This is a genomic window from Streptomyces sp. NPDC029836, assembly GCF_055574495.1.
The window spans coordinates 1-2848 of record NZ_JBVHZI010000040.1 but is presented as its reverse complement, the minus strand read 5'-3'; the positions used below and the strand labels follow the sequence as shown (position 1 = coordinate 2848).

Genomic DNA, 2848 nt, shown 5'->3' with positions numbered 1-2848 from the left:
CTGTCACCCAACAGCGACGCGGTCTTCAAGTGGTCCGGCAACGGCACCACCTGGCACAAGGTCGGCGGCCCCGCCTCCTTCATCGCGGGCCGGTAGTCGGCGACGTCATCAGCGGACGGACCCGGGCTTCCCGGGCCGGGCCCGTCCGCCCTTCTCTCTGGAGCCACGTGTTATCACGCATCACCCTGGCTGCCGCTGCCTTGGTCGCGGTCTCACTCGGGGTACTCCCCGCCGTCGCCGCCCCGGCACCTGACCGACTCCCCTCCACCGCCTCCGCGAACACCGCCCCTGCGAACACCGCCTCGACGGACACCGCCTCGATGAACGCCACCTCGGCGAACTCCGGCTCCGTGACCACCGGAGACTTCGTCCGCGTCTACGACCCCGGCGCCGGGGAGTCACAATCCTGGTACATCAACGACCACACCCTCATCCGTGACGAGGCCACCGGGACCTGGCACCTGTTCGGCATCACCCACGCCGAACCGGCCGACCCGGAGAACGAGGACTCGTTCGCACACGCCACGGCACCCGGCCTGCGCGGGCCGTGGACCAAGCAACCCATGGCCCTGACGGTCGACCCCTCCTACGGAGAGTCGCACCTGTGGGCACCGCACGTCATCCGCTCCGGCTCCACGTACTACATGTTCTACGCGGGCGGGCAAACCATCGGTGACCCGTCCAGGAGCCAGATCAACCTGGCCACCTCCACCGACCTGATCCACTGGGAACGGCGGCCCGGAGGGCCACTGTTCCGTGACGGACAAGAAGCACGCGATCCGATGGTCACCCGGGTCGGTTCCCAGTGGGTGATGTATTACACCGCCACGGAGACGGCCACCGGGGGACGCAGCATCGTCGCGTACCGGACGAGTCCGGACCTGATCACCTGGAGCCCGCGCAAGACCGCGTTCACCGCCCTCGGCGACGGCTGGACCGAATCCCCGTACGTGATACAGCGCAACGGCCTCTGGTACCTGTTCATCGGCGGCTCCGCAACGGCCGATTACGTCGGGGCCGAGGTGTACGCCAGCTCCGATCCGCTGCACTTCCCGGCCACCGGCCAAGTGGGCCGCCTGCCGTCCCACGCCGCCGAGGTCGTCACCGACCACGACGGGAGCCAATGGCTGAGCAGCGCGGGCTGGGGCACCGGCGGAGTGGACCTGGCTCCGCTCACGTGGCGGGCACGGCCCTACACCCCGCACCATTTGTACGCGCTGAGTCCCGACAAGAGCGCCGTCCACCAGCGGACGGGCGGAAACTCCTGGCAGAGGATCGGCGGACCGGCAGGCACACTGATCGGCGGCGACGGTGGCCTGTTCGCCACCAGCCCCACCACCGGCGACATCTTCACATACAGCGGCACCCCGGACAGGTGGACCAAGGTCGGTGGACCCGGGGCCCAGTTCGTCGTCACCGACGGCACGCTGTACGGGCTCGGCCCGGACAGGAAGGCCGTCTTCCGGTGGACCGGATCAGGAACCACCTGGACGAGGATCGGCGGACCGGCGGGCACGCTGTACGCGGGCGGCGCCGGCCTGTTCGCCACCAACCCGACCACGGGCGACATCCTCAAGTACAACGGCACCCCGGACAGCTGGACCAAGGTCGGCGGACCCGGAAAGGCCTTCGCGGTCACCAACGAGGCACTGTACGGCCTGTCGCCCAACGGGGGTGCGGCCCTGAAATGGACCGGGTCGGGCACGACCTGGGTCAAGGTCGGCGGACCGGCCGGAACCCTCTTCGGCGGTGGCGCAGGGCTGTTCGCCACCAACCCCACCAACGGCGACCTCTACAGGTTCAGCGGCGTACCGGACAACTGGTCCAAGGTCGGTGGTCCCGGGAACGCCTTCGCGGTCGCCGGTGACCGGCTCTTCGGGTTGAGCTCCGACAAGAGCGGCGTCTTCCAGTGGTCCGGGTCGGCGACCTTCCAATGGACCAAGGTCGGCGGGCCCGCCGCGAGCATCGTCACCGACTAGTGCTGTGGCCGGAAAGGTTTGCCGGGTCGCGGTGTTCGGTGCGGTGCGTCGCAAGGCGGAGGGCCGCGGCTCGTACTGGACGTACTTCCGTGGTCCGACAACGCGGCGAGGTGCCGTGCCGGGCGCCGCGACCCGGTGGACCTTTCCGGTCACAGCACTAGCGATCGCCCCACGCTTCCCCCTCCCGTATCGCACCCTCGTCCCAAGGAGACGTATGAAGATCAGATGGGCCGGCTTCCTGGCGGCGGCAGCACTGCTGCTCGCTCCGGTCACAGCCCTCCTGCCCGCCGCCCCGGCCGCGGCCTCGGCCTCGACCTCGGCAGCCCCGGAGGCGGACGCCGCGGTCGCCAATACGCCCCCGTTCCAGCTTCCCATTCCCTGCGGGCAACGGTGGACGACGTCCACGCACGATGGACACGCGAGCCAGTACATGCTCGACATGGTCTCGGCCGGTGGAGCCACCCAGGGCACACCCGCCCTGGCCTCGGCGGGCGGGCGCGTCGTCACCTCACAGTTCGACAGCCAAGCCGGAAACTTCATCGTTATCGACCACGGCGACGGCTGGCAGACCCGGTACCTGCACCTGGACCGGCGCGATGTCGCCGTCGGCAACGACGTGGAGCAGGGCCGGCAGATCGGCACCGTCGGCAACACCGGCAGCTGGACCACCGGGGCGCACTTGCACTACGAGCAGAAGCTGAACGGCTCCGTCGTGCAGACCACCTTCGACGGGCGCCTCGTTCCCGTCAAATGGGAGTACAACCAGCACTACGAGACGAGCACGAACTGCGGTGTGTCCGCCGGCAGTAGCCTGTTCGCCCAGTCCCCGGACCGTTCCGCCGTGTTCCAGTGGTCCGGCAACGGGACGA

Annotated in this window: 2 protein-coding genes; both read left to right on the top strand. The window is 69.2% G+C overall.

Annotated features, from left to right (window positions below):
• Window positions 1–320: 320 nt before the first annotated feature.
• Window positions 321–1979 carry a family 43 glycosylhydrolase gene (locus ACZ4XJ_RS37275; RefSeq protein ID WP_468498875.1) on the top strand — a complete coding sequence of 553 codons (1659 nt, stop codon included), beginning with the start codon at window positions 321–323 and terminating at the stop codon, window positions 1977–1979.
• 214 nt (window positions 1980–2193) lie between these two features.
• Window positions 2194–2848, top strand: a 655-nt coding sequence (locus ACZ4XJ_RS37270) for a M23 family metallopeptidase (RefSeq protein WP_468498874.1), incomplete at its 3' end; no start/stop codon positions are given.

Bases quoted from the DNA above. Each gene is read 5' to 3' on its own strand.
- ACZ4XJ_RS37275 (WP_468498875.1), top strand. From the start codon at position 321: ATGAACGCCACCTCGGCGAACTCCGGCTCCGTGACCACCGGAGACTTC.